General features: G+C 40.0%; 1 protein-coding gene and 3 pseudogenes. All 4 read right to left on the bottom strand.

Going from position 1 to position 3113, the window contains the following annotated elements:
• Positions 1 to 127: pseudogene (locus GJS40_RS11945) on the bottom strand (UPF0236 family transposase-like protein); the annotation flags it as partial.
• Positions 127 to 276: pseudogene (locus tag GJS40_RS14615) on the bottom strand (Mu transposase domain-containing protein); the annotation flags it as partial. The pseudogenes GJS40_RS11945 and GJS40_RS14615, both read right to left, overlap by 1 nt.
• 83 nt (positions 277 to 359) lie before the next feature.
• A complete protein-coding gene (locus GJS40_RS11940) occupies positions 360 to 1652 on the bottom strand; it encodes an esterase/lipase family protein (RefSeq protein WP_270898087.1) in 1293 nt (430 codons plus the stop codon).
• 194 nt (positions 1653 to 1846) lie between these two features.
• Positions 1847 to 2111, bottom strand: a pseudogene (locus GJS40_RS11935) (transposase); the annotation flags it as partial.
• Between the last annotated feature and the right edge of the window lie 1002 nt (positions 2112 to 3113).

Below are 3113 nucleotides of genomic sequence, written 5' to 3'. Positions count from 1 at the left end.
GTTGCTTCCCGTCATGAATAAAATGACGTTTGTTTTTTAAACGTACTCGCTTTCCATTTGTTTCCCAACCTTGATGAACGGCTGCGATTTTTTCTTCTTTCCCTTTTTTCTTCTTCCCTTGTCGCTTCCGTCAAGAAATAAATGAATTGTCTCAGCTCCCACTTTGGCTTTGATGTATTTTCCAACATGTTCTTCTGGAACCAAGTAATGATTTTGTTTAATCACGACTGTGCTGTATGTATCCACACGACATTCGATGAGTTCTGCTGGATCAAAAGTTAAAACGAAAAGATCGGCAGCGAAAAAATCGCGGCTCCCTGTACTTGAATAAGGGACCACGATTTTTAATTCGTTTTACGTTATTGATCATCAGACAAAGAATACAAGAAACGTGCAACATCTTCGTACCAGCTTGTCACGTCACGGACACCCCATCCGATAATGTCTAAATGGTCGAACTGCCGCATCGTGCCTAAATGATTCCAGACGCCTTTTCTCGGAGTTCCATTATATTCGACGATAACATCATTAGAACCGATATTTGGCCCTTTCATCGCTTTGACACTGACGAGGCCGTCGTTTTCCCACCATGTTTTATCGAGAACAAAGTTGCTTTTTCTGAAAGTTTTCGAACCGATGTAATAGGCAGTCGGATGTAAAGATGGGTTCATAAATAGATCTGGAACGTAGTAGCCTGTCAATAAACTTCGCCGCGACTGCGTATTGCTGACGGAGAAATAGTAAACGTCAGTCTGCGCTTTTACCCAGCGATTTAATTCATATGCGCCTTCCGGTTTTAAATCCCAGTTGGCTGTATCTTTCGTTTTCCATACTGGGCTATTGCGAACTCGTCGAACATACGAATGAAAACTTTCTCCCGGACGTTTTTTAATTCCCCAATGATCGAGCTTGAAGTCATATAGATTTGGGTCGATGTTCCCTGCGAACTTCCCCGCTCCAATAACGAGTTCTTGAATGATCGGGATAACATCATTGACAAAATACGTGGCGGTTGAACCGTCATGTGGCGATGAGATCGATAATACAGAATGCAGCCACGGTTGTTTTTCGCTAGATAACAGCGGTGAAATATCATTTCCGCCATTTTTTTGTTCTTCCGGATCGCCTTCATAAAGCAGCTGAGCGAGTGTTCGAATCGTCTGTCCGCCCATGCTATGTCCGATTAAATGTACTTTATTCGGTTTACCTGTTTTTGGATTGATTTCTCCCCATTCCGGATAAAAACCTGGATACGTTCTTCCGTAGCGGTCATGACCGTACTTTTTCGCGTGTGCTTCACCGTAGTCAACCGTTCCGCCTTTAATTTGATAATACAGTTCAATTGCGCGATCGCGGTTGCTGGATACTGGTCCGACAGCTGCCGTATATACTTTGTAGCCTTTTTCTCGCAATTTTTTCTCGATGTCATGAATGCCACCCCACATTTTGATGATTCCGCCTAATTCATCTCTGCCAAAACCGCCGAGACCGTGGACTAAAATGATCGGATGCTCATTGCCTTCACTGTTTTCGATCGGTTCAAGAGCGATATTTGGCTTGTAATTTTTTTCACTAGCACTTGCTGCTGTTGGGATAATCAGTGTAAACGCTAACAAAAATGAGATGAAGATAAGCCATCTTTTTTTGAGCAACAATTTTTCCCCCTTTTCAAATCGTATTATTAAAATATTACGAATTCTCGGAACTGTCAAGAATTTTGTGTAATGTAAATGGGGTAGGGTTTCTCTGAAATGGATTTGAATTGATAGGGGACTGATTTTCTCCACACAAAAGGGAAAATTCCCTTATTTTGTTTATTTACAATATTTGGTTAACAATAACGTTTTTCAACCATTCGCTCAAGGGCTTCCTCCAGCCGGCCGGTATGCCGTTTGGTAAGGGGCAAACAACTGTGTTTGACATTCCCCATTTCGGTCTCTTGGGACCAAAAGACCCTCAATCCGGCCATATTGCGTATCTAGATTTCGCACATCGTAACCGTTTCGCCTATTCAGCGTTCCGGCCTGTTCCTATTCGAGGAAATGTTTGATTTCTTCCCGCATGATCAGTTCTAATTTTTCCTTCACAAACTGACGAATGACATTTTCCAGTTGATTTGCCCAGTCGACATGATGTTATTGATTTTTAGAACGTCACCATACATGCAGGGCAGCAAGCGAAGCGCGGTAGCTAAAAGATGTAAAAAATAATAGTAATATGGAATGAAGTGCACAGGAAAATTTGTAAATCTGGAACTAAAAATTCAAATATAACATCCATTGAATCAATGACTTTCCTTAAAAAATATGTACAGTTTAGTGTTGACATTCCACTTTCTTATACACGATCTCTATGGACCCAACATACTAAACTGATTCACATAAGGGTGTGAAGTTAGACTGTTTTTAATACGGATTCAAAGATCCCTGAGACTGGTCGACTTTTCTTCACTTCTACTATAAAAAATAGTAGCACAAACCTTGGCCTTGGTTTGTACTACTAATCTAAGAATGTTTTTGTAAGTTATTCCCTTTTCTCCTCAGAATCTTACCTTATCGTTTTATATGCCTGATTCCTATGATTACGAGTATTTGGATGGCGCAAACTCTAACTGGTTTTTTATATGATTTTTCCTCAGACCATCTGGACTTCTATCTAGATACTTGGATAATTCTGTAATTGTTAAAATTGTTCTGAACATAATGATAAGATTAATTTTCTTAGCACTTCAGGCTGAAGGCGTTTTTTCTCCCGTGGTAATCTGGAAACTCTACACTATTACCTAAGTTATTTCCTTTAAAGTGTTCATTAAAGAATTCGGATGATATTTAAGTAGTTCCTCTTCCAGTCTCCTGCGCAACCAATAAGCCTTATTCAACTAAATCGAATGAATTTCATAACTCATAGCCCTTGTCTCCCAATGATTTTGAGCGTTGAAAAAAGAAGCACCTCCCCAAATCTTGTATAATGGTAATAACACGAAAACAAAGACTGGAGGAGCGCTTCTTATGACCATTATACGACAACCTAGTCTATTTAGCATCCAAGAATTATATGACATGGAACCTACCCAAAAATATGAAGCCGTTATTTCTGCGATAGATTTAGATGCC

It is taken from the genome of Aliibacillus thermotolerans (assembly GCF_027853235.1).
GTDB classification, from domain to species: Bacteria; Bacillota; Bacilli; order Bacillales; family Marinococcaceae; genus Aliibacillus; species Aliibacillus thermotolerans.
The sequence above is the reverse complement of the archived record's forward strand: the minus strand, read 5'-3'. Positions and strand labels throughout refer to the sequence as shown.